At 51.3% G+C, this 17,413-nt stretch carries 15 protein-coding genes; 11 read left to right on the plus strand and 4 right to left on the minus strand.

Going from position 1 to position 17,413, the window contains the following annotated elements:
- Positions 1-68: 68 nt before the first annotated feature.
- A complete protein-coding gene (locus tag MKY12_RS13440) occupies positions 69-1,382 on the minus strand; it encodes a transcriptional regulator (RefSeq protein WP_339314064.1) in 1,314 nt (437 codons plus the stop codon).
- A 225-nt stretch (positions 1,383-1,607) separates the two neighbouring features.
- Here MKY12_RS13440 and MKY12_RS13445 point away from each other — a divergent pair, with 225 nt between their 5' ends.
- The 5 genes from MKY12_RS13445 (at position 1,608) to MKY12_RS13465 (ending at position 7,101) form a co-directional block, all read left to right on the plus strand.
- A complete protein-coding gene (locus MKY12_RS13445; protein WP_339314863.1) occupies positions 1,608-2,834 on the plus strand; it encodes a M20 family metallopeptidase in 1,227 nt (408 codons plus the stop codon).
- Positions 2,835-2,863: 29 nt separating this feature from the next.
- The gene (locus MKY12_RS13450; RefSeq protein WP_339314065.1) at positions 2,864-3,703 is read left to right on the plus strand and encodes an enoyl-CoA hydratase/isomerase family protein; all 840 of its coding nucleotides are present in this window, start codon (positions 2,864-2,866) and stop codon (positions 3,701-3,703) included.
- Positions 3,693-4,529 (plus strand): enoyl-CoA hydratase/isomerase family protein, encoded by an 837-nt coding sequence (locus tag MKY12_RS13455; protein WP_339314066.1) that lies wholly within the window; start codon positions 3,693-3,695, stop codon positions 4,527-4,529. The genes MKY12_RS13450 and MKY12_RS13455 overlap by 11 nt, the downstream gene beginning before the upstream one ends.
- A gap of 17 nt (positions 4,530-4,546) precedes the next feature.
- Positions 4,547-5,755 (plus strand): L-serine ammonia-lyase, iron-sulfur-dependent, subunit alpha, encoded by a 1,209-nt coding sequence (locus MKY12_RS13460; protein WP_339314067.1) that lies wholly within the window; start codon positions 4,547-4,549, stop codon positions 5,753-5,755.
- A 185-nt stretch (positions 5,756-5,940) separates the two neighbouring features.
- Positions 5,941-7,101: a Gfo/Idh/MocA family oxidoreductase gene (locus MKY12_RS13465; protein ID WP_339256440.1), complete on the plus strand. Its 1,161-nt coding sequence runs from the start codon at positions 5,941-5,943 to the stop codon at positions 7,099-7,101.
- 415 nt (positions 7,102-7,516) lie between these two features.
- On the opposite strand, the gene MKY12_RS13470 is transcribed toward MKY12_RS13465, so the two are convergent.
- Positions 7,517-8,410 (minus strand): AraC family transcriptional regulator, encoded by an 894-nt coding sequence (locus MKY12_RS13470; protein ID WP_339314068.1) that lies wholly within the window; start codon positions 8,408-8,410, stop codon positions 7,517-7,519.
- A 123-nt stretch (positions 8,411-8,533) separates the two neighbouring features.
- Here MKY12_RS13470 and MKY12_RS13475 point away from each other — a divergent pair, with 123 nt between their 5' ends.
- Positions 8,534-9,421: a sugar phosphate isomerase/epimerase gene (locus tag MKY12_RS13475; protein ID WP_339314069.1), complete on the plus strand. Its 888-nt coding sequence runs from the start codon at positions 8,534-8,536 to the stop codon at positions 9,419-9,421.
- A gap of 15 nt (positions 9,422-9,436) precedes the next feature.
- Entirely contained in the window at positions 9,437-10,507 is a 1,071-nt protein-coding gene (locus MKY12_RS13480; protein WP_339314070.1) for a Gfo/Idh/MocA family oxidoreductase, read from the plus strand.
- A 90-nt stretch (positions 10,508-10,597) separates the two neighbouring features.
- On the opposite strand, the gene MKY12_RS13485 is transcribed toward MKY12_RS13480, so the two are convergent.
- On the minus strand, positions 10,598-12,541 hold the full coding sequence (locus MKY12_RS13485; RefSeq protein WP_339314071.1) for an AraC family transcriptional regulator: 1,944 nt from the start codon (positions 12,539-12,541) through the stop codon (positions 10,598-10,600).
- A 197-nt stretch (positions 12,542-12,738) separates the two neighbouring features.
- Here MKY12_RS13485 and MKY12_RS13490 point away from each other — a divergent pair, with 197 nt between their 5' ends.
- Entirely contained in the window at positions 12,739-13,290 is a 552-nt protein-coding gene (locus MKY12_RS13490; protein WP_339314072.1) for an SAM-dependent methyltransferase, read from the plus strand.
- Positions 13,291-13,384: 94 nt separating this feature from the next.
- Here the strand turns inward: MKY12_RS13490 and MKY12_RS13495 are convergent, their stop codons facing one another.
- Complete coding sequence (locus tag MKY12_RS13495; protein WP_339314073.1) at positions 13,385-13,591, minus strand: DUF1657 domain-containing protein; 207 nt, start codon at positions 13,589-13,591, stop codon at positions 13,385-13,387.
- Between the two features lie 219 nt (positions 13,592-13,810).
- Between MKY12_RS13495 and MKY12_RS13500 the strand changes: the two genes are divergently transcribed.
- The 3 genes from MKY12_RS13500 (at position 13,811) to MKY12_RS13510 (ending at position 17,400) form a co-directional block, all read left to right on the plus strand.
- On the plus strand, positions 13,811-14,671 hold the full coding sequence (locus MKY12_RS13500; protein WP_339314074.1) for a DUF421 domain-containing protein: 861 nt from the start codon (positions 13,811-13,813) through the stop codon (positions 14,669-14,671).
- A gap of 123 nt (positions 14,672-14,794) precedes the next feature.
- Entirely contained in the window at positions 14,795-16,243 is a 1,449-nt protein-coding gene (locus MKY12_RS13505; RefSeq protein ID WP_339314075.1) for a spore germination protein, read from the plus strand.
- Positions 16,240-17,400: a Ger(x)C family spore germination protein gene (locus MKY12_RS13510; protein WP_339314076.1), complete on the plus strand. Its 1,161-nt coding sequence runs from the start codon at positions 16,240-16,242 to the stop codon at positions 17,398-17,400. Before MKY12_RS13505 ends, MKY12_RS13510 begins: the two co-directional genes overlap by 4 nt.
- The last annotated feature ends 13 nt before the right edge of the window (positions 17,401-17,413 follow it).

The raw sequence follows: 17,413 nt of genomic DNA on the forward strand, positions 1-17,413 counted from the left end.
TAAAAAGCGCAAAAAAGGCATGTTTTCTATTTTGAAAACATGCCTTTTTACCAATGGTCATCCGCGTATCATCCGCTTAATTTGCGCCCTTCATTGTCGAGAAACAACAGCTCGTAGTATTTTTTGGGCCGCCCCTTACTGTTGTCTCTTTTTTCAAATACTGTTTGTACTTGTTTGCTTTCCTCGATTTTGTTAAGGATGCGGTTTGCACCTTTGACGGTCATGGACAGGCACTCTGCAACATCCTCAGAGGATAATTTATTGGTTCGCATGATTTCTGCGTAGGACATGATTTTCTGCAAATTGATGTTGTTGATTCCGATGGTTTTGGCTAACGCGAGGATGTCCGGGTCCCCCTGTTCGGAGAACTGGATGACATTCATGCTCCGCATGGGGCCGGCAACCTTCTGATTCTCGTCTATAAAAAAGCTGCTGCTGCCCGTATAGGCTTCCGCCTGTCTGTGAGCCTTGGTGGCATTGACGTTCGCTTGAAAATATTCATGCCCCGAGCCCCAGCCGATCTTTACCTTGCCCTGTATGCACTCCTCCAGATACTCCAGCAGGGAACAGTTATGAGCGTTAGAGGTGATTCTCATGAAATTGCCGAAGGTGGTGTACAGTCTGACATAGCCATCTGAGATTTGGGCCGTGTCTGCCAGATTCACGCTGCGCAGAAACCTGCCGACAAGGACTTTCAGCTCTTGAAGCTGCTCTTCAGATGCAGGCTCAGCCAATTGGGCCGATAAACATGCTACCACTGCCCGCTGGTTCTTAAGCTTGAGGATGGTAATCTCTTTGATGATCTCGCTGATGGTCTCTTTAACGCTCTCCAAAGTGGGCCGGATTAAGATATATTTGACGCCGTGCTTTTGGAGTTCCGGAACAAAGTGGCCGAAGGCCGTGATGGACAGATCTATTTTCTTGTCTTCCCACAGACTGATATGGTTCTCCAGCATGGTCTCCACCCGTTCGGACAGATCTCCGCTGTCCACGGGCTTTCCCTCATGAGTCAGGTATTGCTGGAATTCGCTGAAGGATTCGATGATATACGCATAATCCACATAGATCCGGGAGATATCAAGTCCAGGTTCTGTAACCAGCAACCGGAAAAGCTCCCTGTACAGCAGGTTCTCATCATCATGCAGAATGTGAACAGGTACCTTGTCATCCAGGCATTCCTTGTCAATGGCCTCGTAAAGCATCCTCCCGCTGATCACAAATCCATCCACTGAATCCAGGTTTTTGAGATAGATGTCCGTTGTTTCCCGGAAATTGCTGATGGTAAGGAAGCGGAACTGGCATAGGGGCCGCATTTCTTCTTCAATGGCGCGGAAATAATCCATATGGGACTCTGGCGTGATAATACCCAGCTTGATTTTCATAATAGATTCCTTTCATGAACAGTTCAATCAAAAGAGTTATATCACAATAAATGTGATATTACAATGTTCCGGCAGCCTCTCAAAATAATGTTCTTAAAATGTCTTAATATCTCTTGACAGGGTATGAAAATGCCAGTACGATAAAAGTGTTCTTAAAAAGTCTTAAAATGATAAAGGGGGAATGGTCACTCTAATCTAACGTTCATTTAATTTATGTTTTGGGAGATGTTCATTGTGAGTGAAGAAGCTGAAGACTTAATGAGTATGGCTCATCAGCTGCAGGACAAAATGGTCATGTACAGGCATCATCTTCATGCGGTTCCAGAGCTTGATCTAAGTCTGCCCAAGACAACAGCCTACGTGAAAGAGGCACTGGAGTCTATGGGGCTTAAGCCCACTCTCGTCGGGGAATCTGGGCTAACAGTTACCATTGGCGGACAGCATGAAGGGAAGGTGGTTCTGATCCGAGCGGATATGGACGGGCTGCCGATTCAAGAAGAAACGGATTTGTCTTACGCATCGTTGAGCGGAAACATGCATGCTTGCGGTCATGACATGCACACTTCCATGCTGCTGGGAGCGGCGGAGATTCTGAAGGCGAGCGAACAGCAGCTTCGCGGGGCAGTTAGGCTGATGTTCCAGCCGGGTGAAGAGACGCTGCACGGGGCACAGATGATGCTCGAAAGCGGGATTCTCGACAATCCCAAGGTGGATGCTGCCATGATGCTTCACGTGTTGACCGGAATGCCGCTGCCTCTGGGACAATTTGTAGTACCTGAGGAAGATGGAGCGATCTCTGCTTCGTCGGATTGGTTCGAAATCATCATCCGGGGGAGGGGCTCACATGGCGCTATGCCCGAGTCCGCAATAGACCCTTTGAATGTGGCTGCTCATCTTCATCTGGCACTGCAGGGTATCCTTAGCCGGGAAATCTCGCCGATTGATAATGCAGTCCTTACCATTGGCGTGATGGAAGGCGGAACTACGAACAACGTGATTCCCGATACGGCCAGATTGAAGGGCAGTGTACGCACCTTTAACGCCGCTTTGCGGGATAAAGTGGAAACCCGTATCCGCGCAATTACCGCAGGGATCGGAGAAACTTTTCAGGCCAAGGTGGAAGTGATCTATACGCGGGGTTGTCCTGAGGTGAAGACGGATGGCGGACTTAATGAGCAAATGAGGGCTTCAATCGAAAATACCTTTGGCGCCGGCTCCTATATTGGTATCACTGAGCTGGTACCCGGCGGCAAATTAATGGGCTCGGAAGACTTCGCCTTTGTCTCACAGGCGGTGCCAAGTACCACGGTGTTTCTTAACGCAGGCAATACCGAAGAAGGTTATAGTTACCCTGTACACCATCCTAAGACGATGTTCTCGGATGAGGTGCTTCATAGAGGGGCTGCGGCTTACGCAGCTTTTGCCATAGACTGGCTTGAAAGTAACAGTTAAGCTCTAAACCAAACTTAGGAGGAATTACAATGACAGAGAGACGTATGATTGGACCCACCAAATTCGAAGAGTACTCGGAGAAATACAAGGAATTCCTGTTAATGACCCGCCGTGACGGAATCCTTGAAGTGCGTCTTCACACGGGTGGAGGTTCGTACACGCACAATTGGGAAGCTCATACCGCCTGGTCTCATGCCTGGTCAGATATTGGCCGTGACCCTGAGAACGAAGTCATGATTATTACGGGAACCGGGGATAAATGGCTGATTGGCGACCCTGAGGTCTGGAATACGAAATTCATGGACTGGCCGAAGCAAAAGAAGCTCGAACAGTATCATGAATCGCTGAGACTGCTTGAAAATCTGATCTTCTGCATTGATATTCCGACCATCGGGGCGGTAAACGGGCCGGGAACGCACTGTGAGCTTGCAACGCTCTGCGATATTACCATTTGTACGGAAGACGCGGACTTTTTCGATCCGCATTATCTGGGAGGCACGCCTCCGGGAGATGGAATGCTGCTCACACTGCAGAGCATGATCGGGTTCAAGAAAGCAGCCTACTACGCCTACACCGGCAAGAATATCAATGGTCAGACCGCACTGGATCTGGGTATCGTTAGTGAAGTCCTGCCCCGTGAAAAGCTTCTTCCGCGCGCATGGGAGCTGGCGGAGATGATCATGCAGGCACCGCGTTCAACAAGACATCTGTCTCACTCCATTATCTCCCGGCCATGGAAGCAGGCTCTGGTCGCCGATCAGGGATTCCAGCTTGCCCACCAGATGTACGATATGGCTATTGATGAAGAAGGAGCGCTGGAGCGGCTGAAGAAAATGCAAGGACGCCTGATGGGCAACGATGTTCAATAGAAAGATGACGGGACCTACCCGGCTCGAAGAGTACTCGGAGAAGTACAAGGACTTATTCCTCATGACCCGCCGCGGCGGTATACTCGAAGTGCGCATGCACACTGACGGGGGATCTTTACAATTCGACTGGCCGGTCCAAGCCGCATATGGTCATGTATGGTCAGATATTGGCCGTGATCCTGAGAATGAGGTCATGATTCTAACAGGGACAGGAGAGCTGTGGCAGACCGGCACTCCTGAAGTCTGGAATACGAAATTCATGGATTGGCCGAATCGCCGGAAGCTGGAAATGTACCATGAATCACTCCGGATGATTGAAAATATGGTTCATTGCATCGACATCCCCACGATTGGGGCGATCAATGGCACAGGTGCACACTGGCAATTGGGAACGCTCTGTGATATTACCATCTGTACGGAAGACACGGCCGTTTTCGATGCCCATTATCTGGGCGGTGTTCCGCCCGGAGATGGAATCGTCCTGGCACTTCAAAGGATACTTGGAACCAAGAAAGCGGCATACTATGCATACACGGGGATGAACATTACTGCAGAGGAGGCACTGGACCTCGGTCTGGTCAGTGAGGTATTGTCTCGTGAACAGCTTCTTCCACGGGCATGGGAGCTGGCAGAGCTGATCATGCAGGCCCCCCGCTCTACAAGACATCTGACGCATTCGATTGTGTCGCACCCGTGGAAACAAGCTTTGGTAGAGAATCAGGGTCTTCAGCTTACACACCAATTGGTTGACATGGCGATTGATGAAGAGGGGATTCATGAACGGCTGATGAAGCTTAAGGAACGTTTTCAGAGGAATGACAACTGAGAAGGGATAAGGGTGCTATGAGATCGTTGACTGAGCTATTTAAGATTGGCAGCGGACCGTCCAGCTCCCATACCATGGGACCTGAGAAAGCGGCCGGAATCTTCAAAGCAGAAAATGAAGACGCAGACCAGTTCAAGGCACGGATCTATGGTTCACTTGCCAAAACAGGTAAAGGCCATATGACGGACAAGGCTATTATTCGGGCACTCTTTCCCGTCCGGACGGAGGTTCAATTTGTTCCGCAGCCTGACTTTGATTTGCCTCATCCCAATACAATGGACTTGTTCGCTTACAAAGACGGTCAGCAAACAGCCTCCATGCGTGTTGCCAGTATCGGCGGCGGGGAGATCGTGATTGATGGGCGGGAGGAGACGCGGGGACCTGATGTCTACCCGGAGAACAGCTTTGCCGGGATCAGTGCCTTCTGCAAAGCGAATCATATCCGCCTGAGCGATTACGTCGAGCAGTATGAAGGCGAACAGATCTGGGAATTCCTCCAAGGCATCTGGGAAGCGATGAAGCGGTCGATCGACGAAGGACTGTCTGTCACAGGTATTCTGGAGGGCGGCCTGAATGTCGAGCGCAAGGCGAAATATCTGTATCATCAGGGGACTGTGGATGAGAGCCCAGAGACGCGGGAGAACCGGATCGTCAGCGCGTACGCTTTTGCCGTCAATGAACAGAATGCGGCTGCCGGTACAGTCGTAACGGCTCCAACCTGCGGTGCCTGCGGTGTTGTTCCCGCCTCGCTCCGTTATATGCAGGAGAAGCTGCAGGTCCCGGACGAACAGATTCTCCGGGCGCTGGCCGTCGGCGGGCTCATTGGCAATCTGGTCAAGCATAACGCCTCGATCAGCGGCGCTCAGTGCGGCTGCCAGGCGGAGGTGGGCACGGCTTGCTCTATGGCAGCGGCTGCACTGGCTGAACTGTCCGGGATGGAGATCGACCAGATTGAGTATGCGGCGGAGGTGGCCATGGAGCACCACTTGGGGTTAACCTGTGATCCGATTAACGGACTGGTTCAGATCCCTTGCATTGAGCGGAATGCGGTCGGTGCGATGCGGGCAATCCATGCGCTGAGTCTGGCCAAATTCTTATCGGGTACCCGTAAAATATCCTTTGATCTGGTTGTTCAGACTATGTATCAGACAGGCTTAGATATGAACAGCAGGTACCGTGAAACTTCGGAAGGCGGGCTTGCTAAGTTCTACAACATGGGCAGTTAACTGAAAATGATATCGCTATATACGAGGAACGTCCCTTGCTGCCGGTTGGCAATAGGGGCGTTTTTAATTGTGGTTATGTAAGCCAGATCTAAACGTCCGGGAAGAAGGGATTTGACTTAAGCGCGGCCTGAATGAGAAAATGTATGCGTGTACATCGAGTAGTCTATTCAGTGAGGAGGCACCAAATGAAACAGCTACGCATTGGAATGATAGGTTATAAATTCATGGGCAAGGCCCACAGCAACGCTTACCGCAGTCTGCCGATGTTCTTCCCCAAGGCAGTTAAGCCGCATATGTCGGTCATCTGCGGACGCAATGAGGAAGCAGTTACAGAGGCGGCAGCACAGCTTGGCTGGTCGGAGAGTGTGACTGACTGGAAGGAGCTGATCGCACGCAGCGATATTGATCTGGTCGATATTAATGCGCCAAGCAATGCCCATAAAGAGATTGCACTGGCGGCTGCGGCCGCAGGCAAGCATATCTTCTGCGAGAAGCCGCTGGCGCTGAATCTGGAGGATTCCCGCGAGATGCTGGAGGCTGCTGAAAAGGCTGGAATTGCGCATATGATTGGCTTCAACTACCGTTTCTCCCCGGCGGTGCGGCTGGCGAAACGTCTGATCGAGAGCGGCCGGCTGGGCACAATCTATCACTTCCGCGCGTGGTTCCTGCAGGACTGGATTCTGGACCCTGAGTTCCCGCTGGTCTGGAGGTTGCAGAAGGAGATTGCAGGCTCGGGATCGCATGGTGATCTGGGGGCGCATCTGATTGACCTGGCCCATTTCCTCGTAGGGGATGTGGAGGAGGTTATCGGGATGAGCGAGACCTTCGTCAAGGAGCGGCCGCTGGCAACGGAGATGACTGGTCTGAGTGCCAAGGCAGGCAAGGATGCGCCGCGCGGTCCGGTAACCGTGGATGATGCAACGCTGTTCCTGGCCCGCTTCAGCAGCGGTGCGCTGGGCAGCTTCGAGGCGACACGCTTCGCAGCCGGACACCGCTCGACCAATTCCTTCGAGATCAACGGCAGTCTGGGCAGTGTGAAGTTCGACTTCGAGCGGATGAATGAGCTGGAGGTGTATCTGACCTCGGATGACGAGGATGTGCAGGGCTTCCGCCGGGTACTAGCCACCGATCCGTCCCATGACTATGCGGAGGCCTGGTGGCCACCGGGCCACACCATCGGGTTCGAGCATACCTTCATCCATGAGATGCTGGAGCTGTCGAATGCCATTGAGGAAGGCCGTCAGCCGGAGCCGAACTTCAATGATGGCGTGAAATGCCAGGCGGTGCTTGAAGCGGTCGAGCGTTCGATTGAACAGCGGCGCTGGGTGCAGATATCAGAGATGTAAGGGAAGACAGGGAAACACCGCCGGCGCTTGATGGCCTGCGGTGTTTTTTTGAATGTCAGGGAGGCGATGGGGCGTTAGCCAAATGTGTGTGAAAAACCGACCACAATTGGACTGTGAGTGGTGTGCGGGCCAAATGTAGTCGGAAAACCGACCACAATTGGACTGTGAGTGGCGTGCGGGCCAAATGTAGTCGGAAAACCGATCACAATTGGACTGTGAGCGGTGTACGGGCCAAATGTAGTCGGAAAACCGACCACAATTGGACTGTGCGCGGTGTGCGGGCCAAATGTAGTCGGAAAACCGACCACAATTGGACTGTGAGCGGTGTGCGGGCCAAATGTAGTCGGAAAACCGACCATAATTGGACTGTGCGTGCCATGTAAGCCTGATGGTCGGCCGGAGCACACACTTGGATTTACTCCTGTTTCCGTGCCTGAGAAGGGGTTAGACCCTTGTACTGCTTGTACAGCTTGGTGAAGTAATTCGGATTGTCGCAGCCGACCCGGCCTGAGATATCGGTAATCGTCAGATTGGTCTCCAGCAACAGCCGCTGCGCCTCATCCATTCTGCAGAAATTCACATAGTCGATGAACGTCCGCCCGGTGAGCTTCTTGAAGGTTTTGCAGAAATGAAAAGGGTTCAGATTCACGAACCTGGCAGCAGCCTCAATCGACATCTTCTGATCTGCATGGTTCTCCAGGTGTTCCAGCAGCGGCTTGAAGCGCTCCCGGTGGATTGAATGGCGTTCGCTGTGCTCCCGCTCGCTGCGCTGCCGGGCCGGGAAGGCCCGGGACATCAGGGTGAAGAACAGGTGCAGCTGATTCTTTACCACAAGCTGAAAAGCCGGCTGCTTCGCCTCCACTTCGGCAATCACCCGCTCCAGCAAATGATAATACGCGGCGCATTCAGGCTGCTGGGCGGCAGGCATAACCGGGAACTGATTCAGATTATTGAGGTACGGAGCTACAAATTGCTCATGCTGGGAATCCTGGTTCCGGTCCTTGAACAGCGAGGCATGGAACACAATGGAGACATACGACAGGTCACCGCTGCACAGGCTATAGCCGACATGAAGCCCGCCAGACGGCACCATCAGGACATCCCCCGGACCGGCCTCATATGGCTTGCTGTCCACATGAAAAATAGCTTGGCCTTCGCGCATAATAATGATCTCGAAATGCTCATGCCAGTGCAGAAACAGGATGTTCTGTTCAGGCGATACCTCCCGGCAGGTGTTGAAGAATAGACGGAACGGATACGTTTTCTCTTCCAGCCTGGGATATTCCTTAAGTTCCTTCGGATAGGTCATCTTTATTCAACTCCCGCAAGATTCAGCTAGTTTAGCACAAGATAAGTAGAGATTTTGCCCAATATGAGCGATATACTAGGAATGTTGCATTAACTATAAACCAATATTGGAGTGGCATACAAGATGCAGGATACATTAAGAATTGGAACATTGGTTGGGGGCGGGGATGCAGTCAGAGTCATTCCGCAGATTATAGGGCATGGATTCGAATCCTTCAGCTTAACCTTTTGGCAGACTACAGGAACTACTGATTTGGCAGAAACAGCGGCACGGGTGCGTGAACTGGCTGCAGAGCATGATTTCACAATTTCTTCAGTCGGCATATTCGGGAATCCGCTTACAGGAACAGGAGACAATGCGGATACGGTGGCCAGCTGGGAACGGCTGATCGACCATGCCCATTTGTTCGGGACGGACCTGGTCTCCGGCTTCACCGGACGTCTGCCCGGCGTATCTATAGATGAGTCGATTCCGAAGTTCGCTGAGGTGTTCGGTGAGCTGTCGAAGCGGGCGGCGGAGCGCGGAGTCAAGATCGCTTTTGAGAATTGCTCGATGGATGGGAACTGGCAGGCAGGGGACTGGAATATTGCGCATAACCCTACAGCCTGGGAGAAAATGTTCAACGCGGTCAATGCCGATAATCTCGGCCTGGAATGGGAGCCCTGCCACCAGATGGTGCAGCTGATTGACCCGATCCCGCAGCTGCGCAAATGGACGGACAAGATCTTCCATGTCCACGGCAAAGACGCAACTATTGCTTGGGATATTATTAAGGAATACGGAATCCACGGGCCTAAGCCGTATGTATGGCACCGGACGCCGGGCTTCGGGGATACGAACTGGACAGATGTGATCTCGATTCTCCGTCAAGCTGGATACAAGGGCACGATTGATATTGAAGGCTGGCATGACCCTGTCTATCGTGACGATCTGGAGATGACCGGTCAGGTTCATGCACTGAATTATCTCAAAACCTGCCGGGGCGGCAGCTTCATCCCGAACCCGGTGTAACTGGAGGAAAGAGTGATGACAGCAGGACATCGTGTGGTTGTGGCGGGCTGCGGGGCAATGGCTAATGAGTGGATTACCTATGCACTGAAGCATACTGATGAAATAGAGATTGTAGCGCTCGTGGATATCCGGCGGGAGTCCGCTCAGGCCATGGCAGAGAAGCACGGGCTTACTTGTCCGGTATTTACTGATGTGAAACAGGCGATTGCCGATACAGCGGCTAATCTGGTATTTGATGTGACAGTGCCGGCCAGCCATTACAATATTGCCAGCAGTGCGCTTGAGGCTGGTTGCCATGTGTTCGCGGAAAAGCCGCTGGCGGAGACGATGGAGCAGTGCAATTCGATCGTTAGCATCGCTGAACGTACCGGCAGGAGCCATGCGGTGATGCAGAACCGGCGGTATGATCCGCGCATCCGCTCTTTGCGGGAGCTGATCACTTCAGGGGCTATAGGGCGGACAGGCTCAATCAGCGCGAATTTCTTCCTGGCTCCGCATTTCGGCGGCTTCCGGGATGCGATGGATAGCCCACTGCTGCTGGATATGGCGATCCACACCTTCGATCAGGCCCGCTATATCAGCGGCGCTAATCCGGTAAGTGTCTATTGCCAGGAGTTCAATCCGCCGGGATCGTGGTATGCAGGGAATGCGGCGGCGGTCTGTATTTTTGAAATGTCGGACGGCTCCGTGTTCTGCTATCAAGGCTCCTGGTGTGCGGAAGGTGCGCCTACATCCTGGGAAGCTTCTTGGCGGGTTCAAGGTGAAAAGGGCGCTGCGGTCTGGGATGGCCGGGATCTGCCATATGCCGAGGTGATTAGTGCCGGGAGTGAACACTCCGGCCAGTTCCTCCATGAATTCGAGCGGGTGGAAGCGCCGGAGGTACAGATGGAGGAGACCTTCCATCAGGGCTGTCTCGATGAAATGTTCCATTCGCTGGCCGAAGGCCGTCCGGCTGAGACGGATTGCCACGATAACCGCTACAGCATGGCCATGGTGCTGGGCGCTCTGGAGAGTGCGCGGACAGGCCGCAAGCTGAGCATTGCCGAATTCATAGAGGGCGCTGAGCTGGCGGGGAGTAAGGCGTAGGGGATTTTAGCAGAAGAAGCAAAATGGAATGCAAAAAGGCATGGGGAAAGCCCCATGCCTTTTCTTTTACCGCCGTCTTCTCAATTCTGGTTATTTATCCGTCCCCAGTAACAAGTTCACAACCGTATCCAGCTGCTGCTCCAAAGAATAGGGGTCCTCCATGACGAATTCATCATGATAATTATCCCCGTATAAAAATACTTTGCCCTTCTTCACAGCAGGTACACTTTTCCATATATCACTTTCCATTGCTTGGTTCGTAATCTCAGCATCGCCATTATAGACAAAGATATAATCACCTAAGTATTCAGGAAGCACCTCAAGCGAGATTGATTCGAACCCCTCTTTCATATGTAAGGCACTTTCTGTTGGAGGCAGCTGCAGCATTTCGTAGATAGTGGAGGAACCATAATTTCCGCCCGTTGCTGCTAACACATATACTGTTTTTTCGGCAAACTGAACGATGGATACCGTCTCCCCTTCCTTGATGACGTTAGATACCTTTGACCTTGCTTCAACAACCTTCTGTTCGTATTCCGCAATCCAATCCTCAGCCTGCTGTTCTTTTCCGAATATCGAGGCTACTCGTCTGAATTTATCAAGTGGCCCGGCTGTTGACAACTCTTCCCAGTATGGCAGAAAAACAGTGGTGCCGATCTTCTCATATTGGTCAACGTAATCTTCGATGGAACCGATAATGAGGTCTGGCTCCAGCATGGTCAATTTCTCCAGATTCATCGGGAATTCCCCTAAATCTTCGATCGTATCGAGTGTTTCTTGTGGAATCTCCGCCTTGTCCATCCAGCCTTCGTCGAGCATGAATGTTCTTGCCCCGATAGGGACAATGCCCAGCTTCAATAAATGACCCATATATTGGTCTGCCGCGACTTTTACCGGCTCTGCGGGTACTTCAATGTCTCCTCTTGGCGTGGAAACGATCCGCGTCTTCGGACTTTCTTCTGAGGCAATCGGAGTTGCCTGATTAACTTTATTGTTTGCGTTGCTTGAATTCTTCGCCGCTGTGTTCGTGCCGTTGGAGCAAGCGCTGAGCAGCAGGGAGCCGCACAGCAGGATTGCAGCCATGGCTACAGATCTGGTTGGTTTTGATGTAAACATATGTATTTCCCCTTTGTCCGTATTATGATAATGATTATCATTATTAATATACAGATCAGTAACATTATCAGAAATAGAGGATGTGGGGAAGTTTAATGGACTTTCAGCAACTTTGTGCTGCAGCAGCTCGCTATTTCTATGATAAGCAGGGGCTACACCCTTACGCTTTTTATAAATCCTGCTGAAATAATACACGTCTTTATACCCGACACTCGCCGCAATCTCCCCGACTGAAGCATTAGTTGTCATTAGAAGCTCTGATGCAAGGTCAAGCCGGTAGCGGATTAAGTAATCAATCGGACTGACGCCTGTATGCTCTTTGAATAAGGATGACAGGTGATAAGCACTGAAATTGAACACTTCCGCAAGTGAATCTAAGGTAATAGGTTCCGCATAATTCTCCCGGATATAAGTGATTACCTGCACTGCAACAGAAGTTGTTCTGACCTCGGTCTCATGCTCTTGCAGGCGCAATTCCTTTAACGTCAGATGAACGAATTGGTAAAAAAGTGCTTTTACATGAAGACGCTCTTCCGGCTGATCCCATTTCTGATGCATCTGCTGAATTTTGTTATAGAGTAAAAGCGGAGCCTCAGGGCTAAAGCAATACTGCTCTTGAAGAGGATTCGCTTCATGGAGCAAGGCTTTGTAGTAAATGATATAGTAAATAAATTTATCTTTTATGGGAACGATGCTTAGGATGGCCCCTTTGCCGCTATGTAAAAGTTGAAATCCTGTCCAAGCAAATTCAGCCTGGTCTGACTGAACTTGTGCGCTTCCTTGTACCGATAGCAAAAATATATTGGCAGGTATTATAAATGGAGGAAGAACTTCGCCTTGGGCTAACTCCTTCTGCCGGATATCCACCAGTGTAATTGCAGCTTGATCCCAAAGTAATAATTGATTGCTGATGTGCATGATGCGATATTCCCCTCCGTTATCTGTCTACTCCTCATTTTAAATGATAACTATTATCAATGACAGTCTGAATAATACTTGTTATATTAAAAGTCACATAACTCCATATCTTTCTAACATCGCTGTATTCCAGATCCTTACAATGAAGATTAGAATAAATAGCAGATAGTGGATGTAACTAACAAGGGGTGATCTCGATGGATGAGCGGTTAAGAGTTGTGATTGGGAGCGGCGGAAGTTCGCATAACCAGGGGTGGCTGCATACGGAGGAGAGGGAGCTTAATCTTTTGCAAGAAGAACAGTGGGCTGTCAGGTTCAAGAAAAACTCCATACAAGCAATCCTTGCGGAGCATGTCTGGGAGCATCTGACGTATGAGGAGGGGATACAGGCGGCAAGAATCTGCTATCCTTATCTGGCATCTGGCGGGTATATCCGCTGTGCTGTGCCGGATGGGTATTTTCCGGATGAAGCTTATCAGAAAATTGTACAGGTCGGAGGACCGGGTCCCCTGGATCATCCGGCGGCGTCCCACCGCATCGTACATAATTACAATACCCTGCGAGGCATGTTCACGGCTGGCGGCTTAGAGGTCAAACTGCTGGAGTATTGCGATGAATCCGGGAAGTTTCATTATAACTACTGGGATGAGGGCGGAGGGTTTATCTACCGTTCCAGGCGCTTCGACCACCGCAATACAGAGGGAAGGCTTGGCTTTGTCTCCCTGATTGTGGATGCAGTTAAGGTGTGAAAATAACATCCGCCGCCAGCAAAAAGGCTGATCTCCCCAGCACAATGCGCTGCATCGAGATCAGCCTGTCCTTCTTTCAATCAACCCGCCCGGGCTAGAAGCCCCGGTATTGCGGTTCTTCCTTTTCAAGCTGGGTAACGCGTCCTTCTACCTGCTGAACAATCTGCTGAGTCTGCTCGGCGGCATTGGTAAACAGGGTCTTGGCTTCTTCATTTTGCGTTTCCATGGCGAATTGCTCCAGGCTGGCCTGGGCGCTTTTTAGCGAAGCTACGCACGTCTTGACTTGTGAGGCGACAGTCATCGGTATACCCTCCTCCATATCATAGAAATGGATCATAATCCACGGTTTTTAGTATCTGCATTCCTGCAGCTCATATTCTGGAAAATCACTCCAGCCTCACGAGAGCATAATCAGACGGCACGAAATCTTGTGGTTAATTCACCCCTGGTTTGACAAATACTGAAGCGGAATGTCTGACAACACAGAACTTGAAATATCACAATACAGGGGGTTATTCGAATGCCTGAAGCGCTGGAGGTTGTCTTGCGGACCTTGTTTGCTGTGGTCGTAATGTTTTTTCTAACCAAGATACTCGGCAAACGGCAGGTTTCGCAGCTGTCTTTTTTTGAATATATTACGGGAATTACAGTGGGGAGCTTGGCTGCTTATATCTCGCTGGACACGGATAAGACCTGGCATCTGGGCCTGATTGCCTTAGGCGTCTGGGTTGCCTGTTCACTGGGAATTGAATATCTGCAAATCAAGAGCAAAAAGGCCCGGGATTTCATTGACTTCAAATCGACGGTGCTGATTAAGGACGGCAAGATTCTCGAGAATAATATGAAAAAAGAGCGTCTGAGCGTCGATGAGCTGCTGGAGGAATTGCGCAAAAAGGATGTCTTCAAGTTAGCCGATGTGGAATTTGCGATTATGGAATCGGATGGTGCGATTAATGTGCTTTTGACCAAGGAGAATCAGCCCTTCACCCCCAAGGATCTGGGGATAAAGGTCGCCCCGGAGAAGGAAACACTCGCTGTGATTATGGATGGTGAGATTCTGGACGAGCCTCTGGATACGCTGAATCTGTCCCGGAAGTGGCTGCAGACCGAGCTGGAAAAGCTGAATCTGACCGTGAAGGATGTTTTCCTCGGGCAGGTAGACTCTTATGGTGAGCTTACCGTGGATCTCTATGCTGACAAAGTCAAGGTGCCGCAGCCGCAGGATAAGCCTCAGCTGTATGCGCTGCTGAAGAAATGTGAAGCCGATCTGGAGCTGTTCGGTCTGTCCACCAAGAACAAAGCGGCGAAGCAAATGTACACAAATTGTTCAGAGCAATTGCAGGAGCTGCTGCAGAAGCTGAAGCCTTTTATCCAGAACTAACAGCATGAGCAGTTTCACAAGCAGGAGCCGGTGATCCGGCTTCTTTAGCATGTCCGGGCATAAATCCAGGAACGAGCTGGAATACTAAGGCAGAATCCCCACTACCGGAAGGAGGCTGCCAGATTGCCTGATCAGGATATGCTGGAGCTAATCAAGGAGCAGCTGACAGATTGCAGCGATGCGGTCTACCAGTCTATTAATGTCTACGGGCATTCCTGTATGCTGATCTATATTCCTTCCATCGTGGATACCCTAAGCCTGCAGGAATTTGTCGCCACGCCCCTGAAGGCAGAAGCCAATGCGGAGCCGCACTGGGCGGATTTCATGGAACGTCTGGATCACGGATCTGCATTCGCGATTCCTTATATCAAGGCCTATCATCCCGGCCGGGTGGTGGAGCTGATCGTCAGCGGGAATCCTGTACTCAGCATCGCAGGTTTGCCGTATGTGTATTATTTTGAGATTGCCCACTATCAGAAAAGGGCGGTGTCCGAATCACAGAACGAGCTGGTGGTGATCGGTCCGCAGGAAGCTTTTATCGAGGATATTCAGACGAATCTCTCGCTGCTGCGCCACAAGATCAAGCATGCGGATCTGAAGACCAAGCATTTCGCTATCGGCAAATACACCAAGACCGATGTATATCTGGTCTATCTCGAGGGGCTCTGCAAGCCGGAAATTCTGGCGGAAATGGAACAGAAGCTGGGCAGTCTCGATGTGGACGGAATTCTGGGCATCAGCTATCTGGCGGAGCATATGTCCCGGGGGCAATTCTCCCCTTTTCCGATCTATCAATATACGGAACGCCCTGACTCTGTCGCCGCCTCGCTCATGGAAGGCAGAGTCGGCATTCTGCAGGACGGCACACCGTCCGCTTTGCTGGCGCCGGTAACTTTTTTTGCGCTGCTGCAATCCTCCGAGGATTATTACCAGAGCTTTTATGCAGGCAGCTGGATCCGGCTGGTCCGCCTCTTTTTCTCGCTGATCTCGATGATACTGCCGTCATTATATGTCGCCATTACAACCTTTCACTCACAGATCATTCCCTCTGATCTGCTGATAACGATAGCTGCGGCCCGCGAGAATATCCCGTTCACTGCCCTGACGGAGGCGCTGATTATGGAGCTTACGTTCGAAGCCCTGCGTGAAGCCGGGACCCGTATTCCGAAGCCAGTGGGTCAGACTGTCTCCATTATCGGAGGTATCGTTATCGGACAGGCGGCGGTCCAGGCGGGAATTGTCTCGGCACCGATGGTCATTGTAGTGTCCATTACCGGGATCGCTTCGTACATCATTCCGCATCTGGAGCTTGGACTGACTTTCAGGCTGCTGCGCTTTGTGCTGCTCATTCTGGGCGGAACCTTGGGACTGATCGGTGTCTTTATTGCGGTATTTATGATCTATGGGCATTTAGCCCATCTCCGGTCCTTTGGCTCACCCTACCTGCAGCCGCTGGCGCCGCTTGTTTTTGAAGACTGGAGAGATACCTTGTTTCGCGTCCCCTCCCAGTATATGAATAAGCGGAGCAGCTCTTTTACCGACAGCACAAATAAAAGGAGGCAGAAGCCATGAGAGCCGTCAAGCTGGGCTTGGCACTGCTGCTGCTCTTCAATCTGACCGGCTGCTGGTCCAAAACAGAGCTTGATAAATTGACCTTTATCTATGGAATATTCATTGACCAAGGGAAGGAGCCGGGTACCGTTGAAGTCACAATCAGCTCGCCTCTGCCGAACCGTCTGATGTCAGGGACCCAGGGAGGGAGCGGCGCGTCTGACGGCAAGGCATATTCGATGATCACCAAGACAGCCGCCACTATACCGGAAGCAGTAATCCTGATTCAGAAGGATCTGTCCCGCAAGATTGAGATTTCCCATATCAAGATTGTTGTCGTGGGGAAGGAGTATGCAAGGGAAGGCATTGGGGAAATGCTTGAATGGTTCAAAAGGCAGCCGGAGATCCCCCTGGGAACCTTCATCATGGCTGCACCCGGCAAAGCCAGCGAGATTCCCAAATTGTCTCCGATCTTCGAACAGTTACCGGATCAGGTACTCAGCAATATTGCCCAAGAAAACCTCCTGTTCAGCACTACGATCAGAGACTGCATGCTCTCGGAGGCCTCGCATATGGGGTATGCCATGGATTATTTATCCTTTGGACTAAAGAGTGATAACGCTGAGAAGAAGGAGGAGTACTGGGTTGGGGTCGGCGGCGTAATGCTGTTCCAGGAGTTGAAGATGAGAGGTCTGATGAATGTCAGTGAAGGCAGAGCCTTGGCCTGGGCTGCTGGGAATCTCGCCGGACAAATCGCGTTCCCGGTATATTCGATAGACTGGGATGATGACGGCTCAGGAGCTGCAAATGCAATCTTCCTCAGGAACACCGCAGCTTCCTCCGTAAGCATGACCCCGGAAGGTCCGTTGTTTCATGTGAAAATAAAAGGACACGCCAGCATCACCTACTTCAAGGATTCCGAGCACCGCGATGCGAACAAGCTCAGCCCCCTGCTGCTGAGCAAGCTTGAACAGAAGGTGGCCGGAGAAATCACGGCTGCCCTTGACCGTATTCGGCAGGAGGGTGTGGATGTGCTGCATTTGGGTATGCTGGTGGAATGGAATTATCCGGCGGAATGGAAGAAGCTGCGGGAGCGCTGGAAAGACTACTATACCTCGGAAGCCCGGATTAAGGTGACCGCGAAATTCGTTATCGAGGATTTCGGTTCAGAAAAATAAGGGGAAGAACATT

The organism is Paenibacillus sp. FSL M7-0896, from assembly GCF_037975415.1.
In the GTDB taxonomy this organism is placed as follows: Bacteria; Bacillota; Bacilli; order Paenibacillales; family Paenibacillaceae; genus Paenibacillus_AQ; species Paenibacillus_AQ silagei.